The 19,346-nt window shown below is 74.6% G+C and carries 15 protein-coding genes; 10 read left to right on the forward strand and 5 right to left on the reverse strand.

What is annotated here, in order from left to right; all coding sequences use genetic code 11:
• Positions 1-210: 210 nt before the first annotated feature.
• Entirely contained in the window at positions 211-1,449 is a 1,239-nt protein-coding gene (locus ACWCYO_RS19870; protein WP_449784939.1) for an MFS transporter, read from the reverse strand.
• A gap of 169 nt (positions 1,450-1,618) precedes the next feature.
• On the opposite strand from ACWCYO_RS19870, the gene ACWCYO_RS19875 reads away from it, so the two are divergent.
• From ACWCYO_RS19875 to ACWCYO_RS19905, 7 genes are all read left to right on the forward strand, one after another.
• Positions 1,619-2,077 (forward strand): MarR family winged helix-turn-helix transcriptional regulator, encoded by a 459-nt coding sequence (locus tag ACWCYO_RS19875; RefSeq protein WP_270149775.1) that lies wholly within the window; start codon positions 1,619-1,621, stop codon positions 2,075-2,077.
• Between the two features lie 271 nt (positions 2,078-2,348).
• Positions 2,349-3,572 carry a sedoheptulose 7-phosphate cyclase gene (locus tag ACWCYO_RS19880; protein WP_449784940.1) on the forward strand — a complete coding sequence of 408 codons (1,224 nt, stop codon included), beginning with the start codon at positions 2,349-2,351 and terminating at the stop codon, positions 3,570-3,572.
• Positions 3,569-4,612 (forward strand): ROK family protein, encoded by a 1,044-nt coding sequence (locus ACWCYO_RS19885; protein ID WP_449784941.1) that lies wholly within the window; start codon positions 3,569-3,571, stop codon positions 4,610-4,612. The genes ACWCYO_RS19880 and ACWCYO_RS19885 overlap by 4 nt, the downstream gene beginning before the upstream one ends.
• The gene (locus ACWCYO_RS19890) at positions 4,609-5,778 is read left to right on the forward strand and encodes an alcohol dehydrogenase catalytic domain-containing protein (protein ID WP_270149772.1); all 1,170 of its coding nucleotides are present in this window, start codon (positions 4,609-4,611) and stop codon (positions 5,776-5,778) included. The genes ACWCYO_RS19885 and ACWCYO_RS19890 overlap by 4 nt, the downstream gene beginning before the upstream one ends.
• Complete coding sequence (locus ACWCYO_RS19895; RefSeq protein WP_449784942.1) at positions 5,775-6,557, forward strand: SDR family NAD(P)-dependent oxidoreductase; 783 nt, start codon at positions 5,775-5,777, stop codon at positions 6,555-6,557. Before ACWCYO_RS19890 ends, ACWCYO_RS19895 begins: the two co-directional genes overlap by 4 nt.
• Positions 6,554-7,363: a sugar phosphate isomerase/epimerase family protein gene (locus ACWCYO_RS19900; protein WP_270149770.1), complete on the forward strand. Its 810-nt coding sequence runs from the start codon at positions 6,554-6,556 to the stop codon at positions 7,361-7,363. Before ACWCYO_RS19895 ends, ACWCYO_RS19900 begins: the two co-directional genes overlap by 4 nt.
• A gap of 10 nt (positions 7,364-7,373) precedes the next feature.
• Positions 7,374-8,462, forward strand: a complete 1,089-nt coding sequence (locus ACWCYO_RS19905; protein ID WP_449784943.1) for an alcohol dehydrogenase catalytic domain-containing protein — start codon at positions 7,374-7,376, stop codon at positions 8,460-8,462.
• A gap of 86 nt (positions 8,463-8,548) precedes the next feature.
• On the opposite strand, the gene ACWCYO_RS19910 is transcribed toward ACWCYO_RS19905, so the two are convergent.
• Positions 8,549-11,152, reverse strand: a complete 2,604-nt coding sequence (locus ACWCYO_RS19910) for a SpoIIE family protein phosphatase (RefSeq protein ID WP_449784964.1) — start codon at positions 11,150-11,152, stop codon at positions 8,549-8,551.
• Positions 11,153-11,753: 601 nt separating this feature from the next.
• Between ACWCYO_RS19910 and ACWCYO_RS19915 the strand changes: the two genes are divergently transcribed.
• Together ACWCYO_RS19915 and ACWCYO_RS19920 are read left to right on the forward strand one after the other, a co-directional pair.
• Positions 11,754-12,512, forward strand: a complete 759-nt coding sequence (locus tag ACWCYO_RS19915; protein WP_270149768.1) for a hypothetical protein — start codon at positions 11,754-11,756, stop codon at positions 12,510-12,512.
• A gap of 23 nt (positions 12,513-12,535) precedes the next feature.
• Positions 12,536-14,008, forward strand: a complete 1,473-nt coding sequence (locus ACWCYO_RS19920; protein WP_270149767.1) for an NADH-quinone oxidoreductase subunit NuoF family protein — start codon at positions 12,536-12,538, stop codon at positions 14,006-14,008.
• A 160-nt stretch (positions 14,009-14,168) separates the two neighbouring features.
• Here ACWCYO_RS19920 and ACWCYO_RS19925 read toward each other — a convergent pair whose 3' ends face one another.
• The 3 genes from ACWCYO_RS19925 to ACWCYO_RS19935 all read right to left on the reverse strand — a co-directional run bounded on the left by ACWCYO_RS19925 (position 14,169) and on the right by ACWCYO_RS19935 (position 16,654).
• Positions 14,169-14,447 (reverse strand): DUF6296 family protein, encoded by a 279-nt coding sequence (locus ACWCYO_RS19925; protein WP_270149765.1) that lies wholly within the window; start codon positions 14,445-14,447, stop codon positions 14,169-14,171.
• Positions 14,448-14,548: 101 nt separating this feature from the next.
• Positions 14,549-15,706, reverse strand: coding sequence for a baeRF2 domain-containing protein (locus ACWCYO_RS19930; RefSeq protein ID WP_449784944.1), 1,158 nt, complete (start codon positions 15,704-15,706; stop codon positions 14,549-14,551).
• Positions 15,707-15,955: 249 nt separating this feature from the next.
• Positions 15,956-16,654 (reverse strand): helix-turn-helix domain-containing protein, encoded by a 699-nt coding sequence (locus ACWCYO_RS19935; protein WP_449784945.1) that lies wholly within the window; start codon positions 16,652-16,654, stop codon positions 15,956-15,958.
• Between the two features lie 207 nt (positions 16,655-16,861).
• Here ACWCYO_RS19935 and ACWCYO_RS19940 point away from each other — a divergent pair, with 207 nt between their 5' ends.
• Positions 16,862-19,267 carry a helix-turn-helix domain-containing protein gene (locus ACWCYO_RS19940; RefSeq protein ID WP_449784946.1) on the forward strand — a complete coding sequence of 802 codons (2,406 nt, stop codon included), beginning with the start codon at positions 16,862-16,864 and terminating at the stop codon, positions 19,265-19,267.
• Positions 19,268-19,346: the final 79 nt, after the last annotated feature.

The following is a 19,346-nucleotide window of genomic DNA, read 5'->3' on the forward strand; positions in this document are numbered from 1 at the left end:
CCGAATGAAGGTCGTGTCCATACCAATGCGAACGGTCACATCGCCGAGCCTATTTCCACTTTGTCCGGCATGGCCGAAAACCATCGGCTCGGTGCCCGAGCGCCGTGGCACACCGTGAGCTTGACGGGTCGTCGGGCCCGCTACGCCCGCGCCGCCCACCGGCAGGCCGGGGGCGGCGCGGATCCACCGGGACCGAAGGCGGGGTCCGGGCTACGACTTCCGGGCGAGCGCGGCGTCGGCGGTGTTCGCGTCGTCGAGCGCCGCGGCGGCGGCCGGCTCCGGCAGCTCGCGGCGGCCACGGGCCCACATCGCCACCGTGAGGACCAGGGCGATCGCGGTGGCGATGGCGGCGGTCAGGGTGACGGCCCGGACGTCGTAGCCGAGGTCGATGGTCGCCCCGCCGAGCCAGGCGCCGAGCCCGTTGCCCAGGTTGAAGGCGGACACGTTGGCCGAGAGCGCGAGGGCCGGCGCGGCGGCGGCCACCGAGAGGATCCGCGCCTGCAGCGCCGGGATGATGGAGAAGCCCGCGGCACCGAACAGGAACAGCGCGATCGCGGCGGGGACCTGGTGGGGCGCGGCGAACCAGAACACCAGCAGCGCGATCAGCAGGGCGCTCTGGGCGCGCAGCACCCCACGCATCACGTTGGCGTCGGCGGCCTTGCCGCCCAGGATGTTGCCGAGGACCGAGCCGATGCCGAAGACGATGAGCAGGATGCCGACCATCGCGGGCGCGAAGTGGCCGATGTCACGCAGCAGCGGTGCCAGGTAGGTGGAGGTGGTGAAGACGGCGCCCTGGGCCAGCACGGTGATCAGCATGGAGAGTTGCAGGCTTCCCTTGCGGAACACCTTCATCTGTTCGCGCAGCGAGAGGCCGCCCTCCCCGCCCTCGTCGCTCTCGGTGGACAGCGCGCCGGGCACGAACTTGACGATGAGGAGCAGGCACAGCACGGCGAAGGCCGTGACGTAGCCGAAGGTGGCGCGCCAGCCGAAGTGCTGTCCGATGAAGGTGCCGATCGGGGAGCCGAGCACGTTGGCGAAGTTGAAGCCGAGCGCGATCTTGGCCATGGCGGTGGCCTGCTTGTCCGGCGGGGACATCAGCGCGGCGACGTGCCAGGCGACGGCCGCGAAGGTGCCGTGGCTGAGCGAGGTGAAGACGCGCGCGGCCATCAGGGTCGGGTAGTTGGGGGCGAGCACGGCGATGACGTTGCCCACGATGAAGACGCCCATCAGGGTGAGCAGCAGCCCCTTGCGGGACCATTTGGTGGTCAGCAGGGTGATGATCGGGCCTCCGATGGTCACCCCCAGCGCGTAGCCGGTGACCAGCAGACCGGCGGTCGGGATGGACACGGCCAGGTCGGCCGACATCTCGGGCAGGATCCCCGCGATGACGACCTCGGCGGTGCCCACGCAGAACACCCCGAGCATCAGGGCCAGAAGGGGCAGTGGCATGGCGACCCAAGCCTTTCGTAGGGAGCCAGTTTCGAGGAAGATGTATGCGATTGCATGTAGATAATGGACGAACGCGCCGGAGTGGTCAACTGCCGCAAGGAGTTACGCTGGGCAACGGTGGCGGACGGGCAAGGGAACGTTTCGAAGAACTCAGTAAGGGGCCGCGTCAATGGAGACATGGGGACCGGGGAGCGGGCGGGACGAGATCGCCATCTGGCGACAACTCACCCGACTGATGGAGCAGGTCAACGCGACCGCGGGCCGGCGGCTGACCCGCAGCCACGGGGTCTCCATGAACGAGCTGCTGCTCCTGCTCTCGCTGACCGAACGACGGGACGGCACGCTGCGGATGTCGGACCTGGTCAAGACACTCGGCGCCAACCAGCCCGCGGTCAGCCGGATGGTCGCCCGTCTCGAGGACGCCGAGTGGGTGGTGCGGCGCAGCGCCGTCGACGACAAGCGCGGGGTGGACGTGCGGGTCACCGAGGCCGGCCGGCAGCTGGCGGGGATGGCGGAGCAGACCCTGCGCAAGGCCCTGGCGGAGGCCCTGGACACCGCCGCCCTGACCGACTCCACCGCCTCGCTGGTCGCCCGGCTGCGGTACGCGCCCGCGGTGCCGATGGACTGAGCACCCCGCTTCCCCCGACGGCCCCGGCCGCAGGCTCCTGCCCGCAACCGGGGCCGCTTTGTATCGGTTCACACCACCGGCACACCGCCGCAATGTCGGACCGAGTCAGGCAACGGGGAAGAAATATGCATTTGAATACATCTATTGTGACTGCTGTCACATTGCGATGCATGCAGATGACGCACTAGCGTTCGATGCCGACAGGCGGACCGGTCGACTCGCTCCCACCGCCCCACTCCCCCGCTCGAGTTCCGCTCACGGAGGTTTCGTCATGTCTGGAACCACACTCCCCCGCCCGACCGGCCTCAACCCGGTCGCCGATCTCCCCAAGCCGCCCGGGCTGCACTGGAACGTCCGGGCCGAACAACCCGTCGCCTACAGCGTCAGCATGGTGCGCGGGCTGCTGGACCTCGACAACCCCACCCTCGCCCGCGCCTGCGGCGGCGGCCACGGCCGCCCCGTCCGCTGCCTGCTGGCGATCGACTCCGTCGTCGACACGCTCTACCGCGACCGCTTCACCCAGTACTTCGACCAGTGGCGGATCGACGCGACCTGGCTCGTCGTCCAGGGCGACGAGGGCGCCAAGTCCCTGGAGCAGGCCGTCCACGTCACCGAGGCGATGTCCCGGATGGGCATCCTGCGCCGCACCGAGAAGGTCGTCGCCGTCGGCGGCGGCGTGGTCCTGGACATCGTCGGCTTCGCGGCGAGCATGTACCGCCGCGGCGTGCCCTACGTCCGCGTCCCCACCACGCTGGTCGGCCAGATCGACGCCGGGATCGGCGTGAAGACCGGGGTCAACCACGGCCACCACAAGAACCGCCTGGGCGCCTACTTCGCACCCGAAACCGCCCTGATCGACCCGCACTTCCTGCGCACCATCGACCCCCGGCACGTCGCCAACGGCATCGCCGAGATCATCAAGATGGCACTGGTCAAGGACGCCGTCCTGTTCGACCTGCTGGAGGCGACCGTCGGCGCCATCACCCCCGACACCCTGGGCGGCTGCGGCTCCGCGGTCAGCGAGGTGCTCTCCCGGGCGATCTCCGGCATGCTCGACGAGCTGGAGCCCAACCTCTGGGAGCAGGTGCTGGAACGTTCCGTCGACTACGGCCACACCTTCAGCCCCTCCCTGGAACTGCGCGCCGACCCGCCGCTGCTGCACGGCGAGGCCGTCGCCGTCGACATGGCCATCTGCCTCGCCCTCGCCCACCTGCGCGGACACCTCGCCGAGCCGGACACCGACCGGGCCCTCAGGCTGCTCCAGGGCTTCCAACTCCCCATCGCCCACCCGATCTTCACCCAGGAGCTGCTGGAGGAGGCGCTCTCCGACGCGGTCAAGCACCGCGACGGCCTGCAGCGCGTCCCGCTCACCCGGGGCATCGGCTCCGTCGTCTTCGCCGACGACCTCACCCCGGATGAGCTCGGCCGGGCCCTGGAGTTCATCGGCGCCTGGACGGCGGGAGCGCGCGCCGAACTCGTGGGCGCGACGGCATGAGTGGCGGATCGGTCACGGCCATCACCGTCTTCGACGTCGGCGGAACCCACGTCCGCCGGGCGACCTGGCTGCGCCGGGGGCAGTTACGGGACCGCAGCTCGCGCCCCTCCCCCAGTTTCAAGCGCTTCCCCGCCGCCACCGTCGCCGAGCTCCAGGACATGATGGTCCGGGAGCTGTGCGAGGCCGTACCGCGGACCCCGGAGCCCGTCGTCGGCATCTCCTTCGGCGCCGCCCTCGACCACCGCACCGGCCTCGTCTACGCCTCCGCCCCGCTGTGGGGCGAGCACAGCGAGCCCTACGACCTGCGGGCGGCGCTCACCGCCCGGCGGAGCGACGTCCGGTGGCACATCGTCAACGACGTCACCGCCGCACTGCTGCACGCCGCCGCGGCCACCGACCGCAGCCGCCACCGCAAGGTCCTGCTGGCCACCATCAGCTCGGGCATCGCCTGCCGGGTCATCGACCAGCGGCAACGCCGGATCCCGGTCGACGGCTGCGGACTCCAGGGCGAGATCGGCCACCTGCCGGTCCACGCCGAGCTCGCCGGACGGCCGATCGAGCTGGACTGCGACTGCGGCAAGCCCGGCCACCTGGCCGCCTACGCCTCCGGCCCGGGCATCGCCCGGATGGCGGACGCCCTCGCCGGGCGGGAACCGGCCCGCTGGGCGGTCTCCGGGCTCGGCCGGCCGACGGCCGACGGCACCGGCTTCGAGACCGCGCTGCGCCGCGCCCTGGACGCCTCGGACGACCTCGCCGGTGAGCTGCTCGACGCGGTCACCGCCCCCGTCGCGGCCGTCCTGCGCACCGCGCTCTGCCTCGACCCCGAACTGGACGAGGTGGTGCTGACCGGCGGCGTCGTCCACGGCCTCGGCCACCACTACCGGCGCGCCCTGATGGGACACCTCACCCGGCAGGGCCTCTACCTGACCAGCGAGCGCAGCCCCGACTGGCTGGAGCAGCGGATCACCGTCACCGGCCCCGGGGAGGCCGACAGCCTGGCCGGCGCCGGAATCGCGGCCAGCGCCGGGGGGCCGGCATGAGCACGGCCCGCACGAGCACGGCCGACCCGACCACCGCAGCAGGCATCCCCACCCACCGAGCCCTGGTCCGGGAACCCGGCGGCGTACGGCTGCGCCTGCGCCCCACCCCGCAGCCCGCTCCCGGCGAACTGCTGGTGGCCACCCAGGTCGCCGGCCTGTGCGGCACGGACATCCAGATGCTGCGCGGGCTGCGCGACGACCCGGCGCCGGTGATCGGCCACGAGGGCATCGCCCGGGTGGTCGCCGCCGGGCCGGGCGTCCCCGACGCCCTGCGCCGCCCGGGCACCCCGGTGGTGGTCAACCCGACCCACGCGTCGGACCCGTCCTTCCTGCTCGGCCACAACGTCGACGGCCTGCTGCAGGAACGCACCCTCGTCCCCGCCACGGCCGTCCGGGACGGCCTGGTCGTCCCGCTGGAGCGGGAACCCGACGCCGTGCTCGGCGCCCTGATCGAGCCGCTGGCCGCCGTCCGGTACGCGCTCGCCCTGCTGGCCACCTCCCGCCCCCGCACCCTGGTGGTGTACGGCGAGGGGACGATCGGGCAGCTCGCCGTCCGGGCCGCCCGGCACCGGCTCGGCGACGGCGTGCGCGTCCTGCTCGTCCACCACACCCCCGCCGGACTGGCCTGGAGCGCCCGACGAGCCGTCTCCGGCGTCGAGTCGACGCTCGGAAGCGTTCCGCCACTCGGCCCGGAACCGGTCGCGGCCCTGCTCGCGACCCCGCGTGACGGCACCCCGGACGCGCTCGCCGCCGCCCTGCGGCTCGGCGGCGGCGAGCTGACCGTCGACCTGTTCGGCGGCCTCCCGCCGGGCGCCGCCGACCCGCTGCTGCCCGGCGTCGACCTATCCGCCGTCCGGGCCGCCAACTGCGCCGGGCAGCCCGTCCCGTACGCCTTCACCACGGCGGACACCACCGACGGCCGACGCGTCCGGCTGACCGGCCACCGCGGCGTGGGCAACCACCACCTCGCCGAGGCGGCGGCCGAGTTGTGCCGGTACCCGGACACCTACCGCGACCTGGTCACCCACGTGGTCGGGCCGTCGGAAGCCGCCCGGATCATGACCGACCTGTCGACCGGCCCCGGCCGGACCGTCGCCGGGAGCCGACTCGTCAAACTCGCGGTGCGCTTCGCCCCCGCGCCGCCCGAACCCCTGGAGTCTCCATGACCGAGTCAAGCCGCCGCCGCGCCCTGGTGGTCGGCGGGTCCACCGGCATCGGCCGCGGCATCGCGGACGCCTGGGCCGAAGAGGGGCTCGACGTCACGGTGCTCAGCCGCTCCCAGCCGACCGGGCCCGGCGCCGAACGGCTGCGCTGGGCGGCCACCGACCTCACGGACACCGACCGGGTCGCCGAGAACCTCTCGCTCGCCGCCGCCGAACCGCTGCACGCGGTCTGCTACTCGGCGGTCCACTACGGCGACCGGCGCACCCTCTTCCGGGAGTGCACCGAGGCGGAGTGGCGCCGCCAGCTCGACGTCAACCTCCACGGCCTCTGGCTGACCCTCTCCTGGACCATCCCGGCCCTGCGCCGCCCCGACGCCCCCGGTGTCTTCCTCGGCGTCTCCTCCGAGGTGGTCTACAACGCCGGGCCCGGACGCTCCGGCTACGCCGCCACCAAGGCCGGCGCCGCCGCCCTGCTGGACTCCGTCGCCCAGGAGGAGACCCCCGAGCTGCCCGGCACCGAGGCCCTGTGCATCGTCCAGGCCCTGCCGGCCGGCATGGTCGACACCCCCGGGATCCGGCGCAGGCGCCCGGCGGACTTCGACTACGGCACCTACATGCGCCCGGCGAGCTTCGCCCCGCTGGCCCGGGAACTCGCGGCGACCGCCGGAGCCGGACTGCACGGCGCCCACCTGGTGGTCGACGGCGCGGGCGCCTGGTACCCGGTGAGCGAGCGGCTGCCGGTGTCCCAGAGCCGCCGGATCCCCTCCGGAACGGCCTCGTGACGTCCGGCCCCCTCATCGGACTGGCCGGCTGGCGGCTGCCCGGGGACCACTTCGACGCCGTCGAACTGACCCACCGGGCGGGCGTCGGCGGCCTCCAGCTCGACCTCGGCGGCCCCGGCCGGGGGCCCTGGCTCGACGCGGCGGGCACCGTCGACCGGATCCGGGACGACTGCGCCCGGCACCGGCTGCGACCGCTCGCCGTCGCGGGCAACACCCTCAACGACATCGGCCTGCACGCGCCGCCGGGCAGCCAGGACGCGCTGCGCGCCCGCCGCGTCCTGATCCGGGTGCTCGACACCGCCCACGCCCTCGGCGCCCCACTGGCCTTCGTCCCCAGCTTCCGCCGCAGCGCCATCACCGACCGGCCGGCCCTCGAGCGGACCGCCGCCGTGCTGGCCTGGGCGGCGGCCGAGGCGCAGGCCCGCGGACTGCTGCTGGCCAACGAGAACGACCTGGACCCGCGGTGCGCCCGCCTCCTGGTCGAGCAGGTGGCGGCAGCCCCGTTCCGGCTGCTGCTGGACACCTACAACCCACGGGTGGCCGGCGTCGACGCGGTCGCCCTGATCGAGGCGACCCACCCCTGGATCGCCCCCCAGATCCACCTCAAGGACGGCACCGACGGCGTCGTCGCCCGGGACCTCCTCGGCGACGGGGACGGCCCGGTCCGGGAGGCCCTCGCCGCCCTCACCGCCCACGGGTTCACGCCCGAGGCGCTGGTCCTGGAGAACGACTACCGCGACGGCGACCTCGCCCGCCTCGCCCTCGACATCGCACGCGCCCGAACCCACCTGCCCCGCACCCGCTGAGGAGCCGAAAGTGCCGAACCTCCCCGCCACCTACCTCACGACCACGCTGCGGGACGGCGTGGTGAGCCTCGGCACCCACCCCTTCCCGCACGACGCGCTCGGCGCCGACACCGTCCTGATCAAGCCCGACCACCTGGGCATCTGCCGCGCCGACGCCAAGGAGATCCTCGGCTCGCGCGACATCCCCGAGGACCGCGGCCCGCTCTTCGGCCACGAACTCGTCGGCACCGTGGCCTTCGCCGGCACCCGCACCGGCTTCCACGAGGGCGAACTCGTCACCCTCAACCCCAACATCACTCCCACCCGCACCACCGGCTTCGCCGAGTACGTCTTCGTCCACGGCACCGGGGCGCAGCTCGACCAGGCCGTGGTGCGGGTCCCCGAGGCGGACATCCGGGACGACATCTGGATGCCCGAGCCCTTCGCCTGCATCGTGCACGCGCTCCGCAAGCTCCTCGAACTCACCGACCTGGCCGACCTCCGGGGCCGCCGGGTGGCCGTCATCGGCGCCGGCTGCGCCGGACTCACCTTCGCCCTGTACGCCCGGCACCTGGGCGCGTCGGTCGCCGTCTTCAACCGCGGCGAGCCGCGCCGTGCCTTCGCCCGGGAGCAGGGCCTGCTCGCCGACGACGAGAACCACCCGTTGACCGAGGCCGGGGCGGAGCGGCACCAGGGCCGGTTCGACGTCGTGATCGTGGCCCCCACCGTCGCCACCACCGAACTCCTGGAGACCGCCGCCGATCTGGCCGCCGACGGCGCCGTGCTGCTGGTCTACGGCGGCACCCGCAAGGGCGACACCTTCCCGGCCGGCCAGGCCGACATCGACACCATCCGCCGCCGGGAACTGATCCAGCGGGTCGACCACCGGGGAAGGCGGATCGCCGTCGCGGGCGCCTACGGCTGCCACCGGGAGGACTACGAGGAGGGCTTCCGCCTGCGCGCCCGACACCCGGACGCCTTCCCCCTGGAGAAGCTCACCTCCCGGCGGATCGACCTGGACGACTTCCCGCGCCTGGTCATGGACCTCGCCACCGAGCGGCAGGACTTCCCCGGCAAGGTGATCGTCAACCTGCGCCCGACGACCCCGGATCGTCCCTGACCCGGGCACCGACCCCGAGGCGCCCGGTGCCGCCGGGGCCGGGCTCCGGCACCACCATCACCGGAGCCGCCCCGGGCACGGCCGCCTCACACCGGCTGTTCGGCCCAGATGATCTTGCCACCGGGGGTGTAGCGGACGCCCCAGCGTTCGGTGAGCTGGGCGACGAGGAAGAGGCCGCGGCCGCCCTCGTCCTCCTCGACCGCGTAGCGCAGGTGCGGGGCGGTGCTGCTGCCGTCGGAGACCTCGCAGATCAGCGTGCGGTCGTAGAGGAGCCGAACCCGGATCGGTGCGGCGCCGTAGCGGATGGCATTGGTCACCAGTTCGCTGAGCACCAGTTCGGTGACGAAGGCGGCCTCGTCGAGTCCCCAATCGGCGATCCGGCGGATGGCCACGGCGCGGACGCCGGCCACGGCCTCGGGAGTCGGCTCCACCTCCCACTCGGCGGTCCGGTCCGGCCCCAGCACCCGGGTGCGGGCGACGAGGAGGGCGATGTCGTCGGTCTGGCGGGCGGGCAGCAGGGCGTCGAGCACGTCCTCGCAGATCTCCTGGGGCGATCGCGGCGACCGGCCGGAGCGGCTCAGGACGGTCATGAGGGCCTCCAGGCCGGCGCCGATGTCGCGGGTCCGGTCCTCGACCAGGCCGTCGGTGTAGAGGACCAGGCCGCTCCCCGGTGACAGCCGCACCTGCACGGCTTCGAAGGGCATCCCGCCCAGGCCGAGCGGCGGACCGTTGGGAAGGTCGAGGAGTTCGGCCGTGCCGTCCGGGTGGACGAGGGCGGGCGGCGGATGGCCGGCCCGGGCCAGCGCACAGGTGGCGGTGCTGGGGTCGTAGATCGCGTAGAGGCAGGTGGCGCCGGTGATGGTGAGCTCGCCCCCGGCCGCCGCCGTCTCCTGGTCCAGGTGGGCGACCAGTTCGTCCAGGTGCCCGAGCAATTCGTCCGGCGGCAGGTCGAGGGAGGAGAAGTTCTGGACGGCGGTGCGCAGCCGGCCCATGGTCGCGGCCGCGTGCACGCCGTGGCCGACCACGTCGCCGACGACGAGCGCGACCCGGGCGCCCGGCAGGGGGATGACGTCGAACCAGTCGCCGCCGACCCCTGCCTGGGCCGGCAGGTAGCGGTACGCGACGTCGAGGGCGCTCTGCTCGGGCAGCGCGCGCGGCAACAGGCTGTGCTGGAGGGTGATGGCCATCGTGTGCTCGCGGGTGTAGCGGCGGGCGTTGTCGATGGACACGGCGGCCCGGGCGGCCAGCTCCTCGGCCAGGGACAGCTCGTCGTCCTCGAACGGGCCCCGGTCCCGGCCGCGGTAGAAGCAGGCGACACCCATCAGCACGCCCCGCGCCGTCAGCGGGACGGCGATCAGCGACGCCAGGCCGAAGTCCAGCACCGCCTGCGTCCGCTCGGCGTCCTGCCTGCGCCACCCGACGTCGGTCGCCAGCTCGGGGACCAGCGTGGACCGCCCGCTGACGAACCCGGCCGCCTGCGGCGTGCTCCCCGCCCACCGGACCAGCGTGCCCTGGGGGTACAGCGGCGAATCGTGCCGGATGCCCGCGAGCGCCACCCGCACCAGCCTCACCTCGGCACCGGCCGTCGGGGTCTGCGGCTCCTCGCCGTGCAGGACCTCTCCGGCGAGGTCGACGGTGGCGTAGTCGCAGAACTCCCGGCAGGCCGTGCTGGCGAGCTCCTCGGCGGTGCGCCGGACGTCCAGGGTGCTGCCGATGGCCGTGCTCGCGTCGTAGAGCAGCCTGAGCCGGCCGCGGGCGGTCTCGGCCTTCCCCGCCAGGGCGCGCAGCTCGGTGGAGTCGCGCAGGGTGGTGACGCTGCCCGGAGGCCCTCCCCCGCTGCCGGTGGGACGGTTGTTGACGGCCAGCAGCCGGTCACCCACGGGCAGCACCTCGTCGGTGACCGCGCTGTCGGACAGCAACAGCTCGGTCGCGCGGGGCTGGAGGCCGAGGTCGGCGACGGCGCGGCCCTCGGGTTCGGGGGGAAGCTCCAGGAGCCGGCGCGCCTCGTCGTTGGCGAGCAGCACCCGCCCGTCGCCGCCGACGATGACCACGCCCTCGCGCACCGCGTGCAGCACCGCGTCGTGGTGCTCGTACATCCTGGTCATCTCCTCCGGTCCCAGCCCGTGGGTCTGCCGCAGGAGACGCCTGCCCACCAGCGCCGTCCCGGCCGTGGCCAGGCCCAGCCCGACGGCGCCGGCGCCCAGGACGACCGGCAGCTGGCGGTCGATCGCGCTGCTGACGTTGGCGACCTTCATCCCGGCGGACACGATGCCGACGACCCCGCCGTGGGTGTCCTCCACCGGGACCACCACCTGGTACTCCAGGCCGAGCGGACCGTGCACCCGCTCGACGGTGATCCGCCCCTGCAGCGACGGTCCGATGGTGCCGACGAACTTCTTGCCGATCTGCTGCGGCTCGGGGTGGGTGTAGCGGATGCCGTTGCGGTCGGTCACCACGATGAAGTCGACCTGGGCGCCCTTGCGGGCCGCCTCGGTCAGCGGCTGCAGCACCGCGCTGGGGTTGGGTCCCTGCATCGTCGCCACCAGACCGGGGCCGTGGGCGAACGACTCGGCCGCGGCGAGCGAACGGTCGCGCGCCGCCGCGAACCGGTCGCTGCGGGACTCGATCAGTAGCGCGAGGACCGCCGCCACCACGAGCAGCAGCACGATCAGCACCTGGAGCAGGAACATCTGCCCCGCGACACTGCGGATGTTCAGCACCGACCGCAGCCGCCGCACCGGAGGGCCGCCCGGCACCGGGTGTGGGTGCCGTCGCCCGCCATGACCGCTCGTCCGGCCCGGATCCCGGGGATCTGGGCCCGTGTCCCTCGCCATAACACCTATGGTCTCGCTCCGGCACGAAGGGGCCACGTCCAGCGGGGGACGGATCGGCTCGCAGCGGCGCGCCGTCATCGGTCGGGTGCTCTCCGCAGCCTCCGGCCCGCCGACGAGGGCACCGGCCGACCGGTCGACCGGCTCGCCGCCGTCCGCGGCGCCCGGTGCGTGAGCCCCGTTACGTCACTCACAGTAGCAACTACGTCCGACCGTAGGTACGGGCCCGCTTCCGGGCTTCGCGGAAACGCCCCGTCCGGAGGCCCTCCTACTGCCCCGCGTCGTATTCGGGGGCCTTCACCGCCGGTTCGGCGCCGCTAAGAATGGGCGGACCAGCGGTGTCGCCGGCCGCACGGCCGGGTGCACCCCCCGACGGGGTTTCGAGGCGCTCCGGCCGGGCCGGCAGCGCCGCCGGTCCACGCCCCGCCGCCGGCCCGAACCCACGGAAGCAGGTGCCCAGATGCCCGCGTCGGTCCTTCTCGCCGCCACCGCGGTCGATGGCGCATCGGCCCTGGCCCGCCACGTCGTCGCCTTCCTGGACTACTTCGCCGGGGTCTTCACCCTGCTCTCGCTGACCGCGGCGGTCGTGTCCGGGCTGGCCGCCACCGACCGACTGGTCCTGACGCCGCGGCTGCGGGTGGCCGTCCAGTCGGTGCACCGGGCGACCGCCGTCGCGGCGCTCGGGTTCCTGGCCGTCCACATCGCGGTCAAGGTCGCCGAGCACCACGCCGACCCGCGGAGCGCGGTCCTGCCCTTCACCGGCGGCACCGCCGTCGCGGTGGGCCTGGGAACCGTGGCGGCCGACCTGCTCGTCCTGGTCGCGGCGACGGGCGCGTTCCGCGGACGGTTCGCGGGCAGCCGGCACGCCTGGCTCTGGCGGGTGCTGCACTCGGGCGCGTACGCCTGCTGGCCGGTCGCGCTGGTCCACGGCCTGACCGCCGGGCGCCCGGCGCACGCCTGGGTGCTGTGGGGCTACGGTCTGTGCGCGGCCGTGGTCGCGCTCGCCCTGTTGGTACGGAGCCTCTCCTGGGTGGGGCACCGCCGGACCGTCACCGTGCACCGGCGCCGCTCGAAGGCCCAGCCGGCCGGCGCACCGCTCCCGCCGAGGACGGACGCGCCGACCCGCACCGGCACGGTGCCGGTGCCGCGGCGACTGCGGCACGCCGCCCCGGCCGCACCCCGGCGCCCGGGGCTGTTCCAGCCCGGCGGTGGCCTGTGAGTCCCCGGCCCGAGCTGCCGCAGGTGCGCCCTCTGGGACCGGCCCGGCTGACCGCCGGCCTGGACCGCTTCCAGCGCCTGGACCTCGCCGCCCACGTCCGGGTCCACCCCCCGCTCCCCCGGCTCGGCCGCGACGACCTGCTGGACCTGGCCGAGCGCGTGGACCTGCGCGGCCGCGGGGGCGCCGGGTTCCCGTTCGCCCGCAAGGCCCGGGCCGCGGTGACCGCCGCCGCCCGCAGCGGGGCGGCCCCGGTCATCGTGGTGAACGGCTCGGAGGGCGAGCCCCCGAGTGCCAAGGACAGGATGCTGCTCGCCCGCGCCCCGCACCTCGTGCTCGACGGTGCCGTCCTCGCGGCGGCCGCCTTCGGGGCCGAGGAGATCGTCATAGGCGTCGCCGCCGGCAGTCCCGGCGAGGCCTCCGTCCCGGCCGCCCTCGACGAGCGCGAACTGCCCTGCCCGGCCCGGACCGTGTGCGTGCCCGAGCGCTTCGTCTCCGGCGAGTCCAGCGCACTGATCCGCGGGGTCAACGGTCTTCCGGTGCACCCCGCCGCGGTGAAGTCCCGCGCGGCAGAGGGCGGAACGGGCGGCGTCCGGCGGCGTCCGACCCTGCTGTCCAACGCCGAGACCTGGGCGCAGCTCGCCGTGGCCGCCCGGCTCGGCCCCGGACCGTACGCCGCCGTCGGCACCGACGCGGAACCGGGCACGCTGCTGCTGACGGTCAACCGTCCCGGCACGGGCCCCCTGGTGGTCGAGGCCCCCTTCGGCACGGCGCTGGGAGACGTCCTGGACGCGTGCCGGCTGCGGCCGGGCGACGGCGTGCTGGTGGGCGGCTACCACGGCGCCTGGCTGGACCCGGCGGACGCCGTCGGCGCACCGCTCTCGCGCACGGGCCTGGCCGAGCTCGGCGGCACCCTCGGCGCCGGCGCGATCGTCGCGCTCCCGCCCGCCACGTGCCCGCTCGGCGAGGTCGCCCGGGTCGCGGCCTGGCTGGCGGGTGAGTCGGCCGGGCAGTGCGGGCCGTGCCGGCGCGGGCTGCCCGACGCCGCCGAGGCGCTCGGTGCGCTGGCCGCGGGCACCGGCGGGCCGACCGCCCTGGAGGACGTCCGGCAGGCCCTGGGCGGCGCGCAGGGCGGCGGCGCCTGTTCGCACCCGGACGGCACGGCCCGCTTCGTGCTGAGCGCGCTCGACGTGTTCGCCCGGGACGTCGAGGCCCACCTCGGCGGCCCGGGCTGCGGCCGGCCGGTCCTCGACGTGCTGCCGCTGCCTCCTGCCGAGGGCGCCCGCCTGGAGGTGGACTGGTCCCGCTGCACCGGGCACGGACTGTGCGGCGTGCTGGCTCCCGGCCTGGTCCGGCTCGGCCCGCACGGCTATCCCGCGTCGACCACCGTCCCGGTCGCCCCCTGGCAGGAACACGACGCCCGCCGGGCCGTGAACCAGTGCCCCGCACTGGCCCTGCGCATGCGCCGGCCCGGCCGTTCCCCCGGTCGCCTCCGCTGAGCGGCCGCCGGGGGAACGGGCCTGCGCCCGCCGCGCAGCCCGCTGATCAGGTCGTCGCACTGCTGGTCGGCCTGCCGAGCGGAGCCTGCCGGCGGGAACGAGTCAGCACCACACGTCGCCGTCGGCCCCGGGCACGGCCGATCAGTGATCGTGTTCGCCGTCAGCGCAGGGGCGCGGCGCGGTCGGGTAGTGGCACGGCCCGGTCGGGCAGTGGCACGGCGTGCAGGCACGGGTGCCGTGGGGAGCCGAGCGGAGCGGCCAGGACGGTGGCCACCTCGCCGGTGATCTCCACCCGGAAGTCCCCGTCCGCGTTCTCCCAGACGGGCCCGCCGCCAGGCCCCAGCCGCTCGGTGGCGTGCACCACGATGACGGCCGGCGGGGCGTGCCCGCCGATCGGCCCGGGCAGGGTCACCGCGTAGCGGCGTTCAAGGCTCTTCATGGACGGCCTCCTCGTCGGACTCCCCGCCCCGTGTCGTCGATTCTCCTCCGCTCCCTGGAACATGTATACGAACGGTGATATCTTCCGCCCGATCGTCCGGCTCAGGCACTCCAGCGCAGCACGGCTCCCAGCCCGCCCGGCGGACCGTCCACGGCCTCGGGCACCAGCAGGGCCTCGGCACCGACCGCCGCGGCGCTGCGCAGCAGGGCGTCGGCGGCCGGGGCCTGCCACGGTTCGGACACGCCCATGGCGCGCAGCTCGGCCCGCTGGACGCCGATGTGCTCCGGCTCCGGGCCGGTCCACACCGGGCGCTCCGGATCGTGCCCGCCCGACTGGATGAGCAGGGCGGCGAGCTGGTGCTGCCGGGCGGCGCTCACCACGGCGGGCACGCCCTGGGCGGCGGCGCCGGGTGCGGTCTCGGTACCGGCGGCGTCGGTGGCGTGTTCGCCGGGGCGGCCGACGCCGGTGCGGAAGGCGTCCAGCACGGTGCTCAGGTGCCGCTGCTGGTGCTCCTCCCAGGCCTGGGCGATCCTACGGTCGAAGACGTCCCGGTCGGTGCCGTCGGCCCGGCCGCCGCCGTCGACCTCGACGGTGTCCGGCCGCAGCTGCCGGGGCAGCTGCTCGCGGACCGCCCGGCGCTCGCGGGCGTCACCGGTGAGCACCAGCAGGCCGGCGCCGCTGGCGGGCCAGATCCGGGCCAGCTGGTCGGCGATGATCGTGGCGGTGCGCTCCCAGGCGTCCTCGACGCGGTGGCGGTAGTGCCATTCGTACCGGTCGGCGGGCGGGGCGCGGTGACCGCGGCCCTGCCACTGCCGGCCCTCCACGGTGCCGAGCGGCGCGGCGCGGCCGAGCTCGCGCTGCTCCAGCGTGGCGCCGGTGCGGTCGACGGCCACCACCAGACAGCGCGGCGCGGCGTCGTCCAGCAGGCCGAGCAGCGGCGCGGTGTGCGGCAGCGGCGCCCAGGTGGCGCCGACGTCCGGCGGCGATTCCATCAGCGGGACGTCCAGCGCGACCTCGCCGTCGGCGGCGAACAGCGCCCGCCCCGGGGGCGAGGCGGCGGCCGGTTCGCCGGCCAGGTGGTCGCGGACGGCGTCGCAGGTGCCCTCGTCGACGCCGAGCCCGGCGAGCCGGTGAACGGCGGCCCGGTCGATCAGGGCGCGGCGCGGGGCGGCGTCCTCGGTGGCGCGAGAGGTGTCCAGGTACAGCGAGGCCCAGGGACCGGGCCGGTCGAGCAACGGAGTGAGGAACGCGAGGTCCATGGCGGCCTCCCGGAGTAGGTGGCTATCCGACGCCTACCCGGCTTCGCCCGTCGGACACCCGCGCGGGCCGCGGACCCTGGTGGGTCCGGTCGGGAGCGGGCCGGCTGCCGCCGAGTCGAACCCGCCCGGTAACCGGACCGACCCCGAGAGCGAGACCGCGAGCATGATCGACGACCCCGCGCCGGCCCCGTCGACGGGCTGCTGCGCCGCAGCGCCGGCTCCCGGCCGGTCGGGTACCGGTCCTGACGGTCACGCGCGGAGCCCGTTCAGGAACCGGGTCACGAGGGCCGCGGCAGTGACGGTGCCGAGTGCCGGGGACCGGCGGGAGCGCCGACCCGCGGCGGCCGTACCGTGCGCGAGCACCGGTGCGGCTGCGGCGGCCCTCCCGCCGGTGACCCGGGCGGCGGTCCGGGGCAGGGCCAGCAGGGCGGCGAGCAGGCCGCCGAGCACCAGTACGGGCCACAGGAGGCGCCGACGGGCGAATCGGTGGCGTCCGGTCCGAGCCGGTGCCCGGAGTGCCCGCGGTGCCCCGTCGGGTGCAGGCGGCTCGACGGCGGCGCACGAGACCGGCGCCGGTGGCTCGACGGCGGCCTGCGCGGCTGGCGCCGCTCGCTCGGCCGACTGCTGCCGCATCTGGATGCGCTGCCAGGCGGACTGCCAGCGCGCGAGCTCCTCGGTGGGCGCGCCGAAGGCGGTGGCGAGCGCCAACACCCGTTCCAGGGGCGGGAGGCAGTTCCGCTGAGGGCTCAGGTCCCCCCAGAGGGTGCTGCGCGGAAGGCCGGTGCGGCGCTCGAGTTCGCGCAGCGACGGGTTGCCGGACCACGCCTTGAACGCCCGGAGCCGGCGTACGAACTCCTGCGCCGTGGTCGCTCCGCCCGGATCGGGCACGGTCGCCGTAGCCCGTTCCGGTAACCGGTCCGCATCCCCGTCCAGGTCTCGCTCGGTCATCTGAACCCCCTTGAGTGATCGGCTCGACCGGCCGATCGCGGCGTGCGTGCCGGGGACCATCCTGACCAACGCCGGCCGGTCACTCCATGGCGTTCGCTTGGCGTTCTATGATGATCTGTTGTCAGGGGCCCGTCAGGGCCGCAGGCCAGGAGTCACCGACGGGGGAAGCGTTTCGGGCGCCGGGCCGTTCCTGCCGTCGTCGTCCCCGTGGCTGACCATCCATCGGAGGCGATCGTGCTGGGGGATTTCGGAACGCTGCTGCGACGGTACCGGTACTCGACCGGATGGACGCAGGAGGAGCTCGCGGAACGGTCAGGCATCTCGACGCACGCGATCAGCGTGCTGGAGTCGGGGCGGCGACAACCCCGCCTGTCGTCGGTGGCGCGGCTGGCCACCGCGCTGGGGCTGGACCCGGCCGACCGCGACCGGCTGCTCTCCGCGGCACGCGGGGAGTCGGAGCCGCAGCCCGGCCGGGAGCCGGTCGAACACGTGGTGCCCCGGCTGCTGCCGTACGCCGTCCCGGACTTCACCGGACGGCGCGGCGAGGTGGACCGGCTGCTGGCCCTCGCCGCCGGACCGGGCGGTGCCCGGTCCGGTCCGCTGGTGATCTCGGCCATCGACGGCATGGCCGGTGTCGGCAAGACCGCCCTGGCCGTCCACGTCGGGCACACCCTCGCCGGCCGGTTCCCCGACGGGCAGCTGTTCGTGGACCTGCGCGGTTTCACTCCGGACCAGCGCCCGCTCGAACCGGGCGCGGCCCTGGCGAGCCTGCTCCGGGCGGTCGGTGTCAGTGAGACCGCGCTGCCGTCGCGCACCGAGGAGCGCGCCGAGTTGTGGCGCAGCCGGGCGGCGGGCAGGCGGTACCTGATCGTGCTGGACAACGCCGTCGACGCCGAGCAGGTCCGCCCGTTGATCCCCGGCGGCCCGCGCTGCCTGGTGCTGGTGACGTCCCGGCGGCGGATGCCCGCACTGGACGGGGCGGTCAGCGTGCCCCTGGACGTGCTGAGCCATGACGAGGCGGTGGAGCTGTTCGCCCGGATCGCCGGCCCGGACCGGGTCGCGGGTCATGCCGGCACCGTGGACGAGATCGTCGCACTGTGCGGAAGACTGCCGCTGGCGCTGCGGATCGCCGCTGCCAGACTGGCCCACCATCCCGTCTGGACGCCCGTCGAGCTGCTTCAGCGGATCCGGCGTCCGCAGAGGTTATTGACCGAGCTCTCCGACCACGACCGGGGCGTCGCGGCGGCCTTCGTGGATTCCCTTCGCTCCCTCACCCCCGCCCAGCAGCGCGCGTTCCGGCTGGCCTCGCTGCAACCGGGCGAGGACGTCACGCCGCACGCCCTCGCCGCCCTGGTCGACGCGCCGCTGGACGTGGCCGAGGAACTGCTGGAGTCGCTGCACAACCACCACCTGCTGGTCGAACGGACGGCCTTCCGGTACACCTTCCACGACCTGCTGCGCGCCTTCGCCGGTGAACTGCTCGCCCGGGAGGAACCCGAACCCCTCCAACGAGCCGCGCTCATCCGGCTGTTCGACCACTACCGGCACACCGCCGCCTCGGCGATGGACCTGCTGGCCCCGCTGGAACGGCATCACCGACCGCAGCCGCCCGCGCCCGGTGGTGCCCCGCTGGTGTTCGCCGACGGGGCGGACGCGGCGGACTGGCTGACCGGGGAGCGGGCCAACCTGCTGGCGCTCATCCGCCACGCCACCGACGCCGGCCTGCCCGAGTACGCGGCGGACCTGCCGGCGATCCTCTGGCGCCACCTCAAGCGCCACCTGCCCGCCCAGGAGGCACTCGGGCTGGGTGTCCGCGCCGTGCAGGCCACTCGGCGGCTCGGCGATGAGGCCGGTGAGGCGGCCGCGCTACGGCAGCTCGGGCTGGTCCGGTACCAGCTCGGCGACTTCCGCCAGGCGCTCGACCTCCTCCACCAGGCCCTGGAGCTCCAGCAGCGGACCGGCAACCGCAACGGTGAGGCCCACGTCCTGGCCAACCTGGGCCTCACCCTGACCCGGATGGGGCGCCTGGAGGAGGCCCTCGACCACCACCGGCGGGCGCTGTGGCTCAGCCGGGACATCCCCGATCCGGCGGTCGAGGCGATCGCCCTGATCAACCTGGGACCCACGCTGACCAGACTCGGACGGCTGCAGGAGGCCCTGGAGCACCACCGTGCGGCGCTGGACTTCCACCGGCGCAGCGGCAACCGCCTCGGCCAGGCCATAGCGCTCAACCAGTTCGGCGAGCACCAGCAGAGGCTGCGACGCCATCCGGAGGCCCTCGACCTGTACCAGGAGGCGCTGGACCTGCACCGGGACCTCGGTGACACCTTCGGTCAAGCCGAGTCGCACACCCTGCTCGGCGAAGCCCTGCTGGCCATGGACGCTCCGGTGAGCGCCCTCCGGCACTACCGGGCCGCGATGGAGTACCTACCGCACACCGGTGAGCGGTACAACCTCGGCCGCATCCACTTCGGGCTGGCGCGCACCCACCAGCGCCTGGGAGAACCCGGCACCGCCCGGAAGCACGCCGAACAGGCCGTCGAGATCCACACCTCGCTGGACATCCCCGAGGCGGACGAGGCCCGGGCCCTGCTCGACTCCCTGACGGAGTGACCCGCAGGGGCGGGCGGGAGCAGCTCTCCGGGGCCGCGTCCGGCTGGGGCTGAGCAGCGGGAGCGGACTCGCAAGGGCC

It is taken from the genome of Kitasatospora sp. NPDC001683 (assembly GCF_053596495.1).